Source organism: Aeromicrobium sp. CFBP 8757 (assembly GCF_014841755.1).
In the GTDB taxonomy this organism is placed as follows: domain Bacteria; phylum Actinomycetota; class Actinomycetes; order Propionibacteriales; family Nocardioidaceae; genus Aeromicrobium.
Genome location: NZ_JACYUM010000025.1, coordinates 1 through 294 on the forward strand (window position 1 = coordinate 1; position 294 = coordinate 294).

Here is a 294-nt window from a genome sequence, read left to right on the forward strand (position 1 = left end):
CCGACGAGGTCTCGGTGAGCGAGAAGGTGGCCGGCAGCGAGCCGGTGTTCTTGATCGTGAGGCTGCCGTTGACGACGTCGCCGGGCTTGATGTTGGTCAGGTTGAAGATCGCGGCGTTGGCCTTGGAGTTGCTCTGCGTCAGCGTGCCGGAGGTGACCGAGCTGATCGTGTTGGCGCTGGTGGAGGTGAACGTGGCACCCGATCCGACCGCGATGGCGCCGGCGGCGACGAGGGTGGCGAGGGGGAGGAGGATCTTCTTGGTCTTCATGGCGGTGGTCCTTCGGCTGGTGGACC

General features: G+C 66.0%; 1 protein-coding gene. It reads right to left on the reverse strand.

What is annotated here, in order from left to right; all coding sequences use genetic code 11:
• Positions 1 to 268: TasA family protein (locus IFT73_RS18580; RefSeq protein ID WP_197984378.1), on the reverse strand; the 268-nt coding region annotated here is incomplete at its 3' end.
• Positions 269 to 294 lie beyond the last annotated feature (26 nt).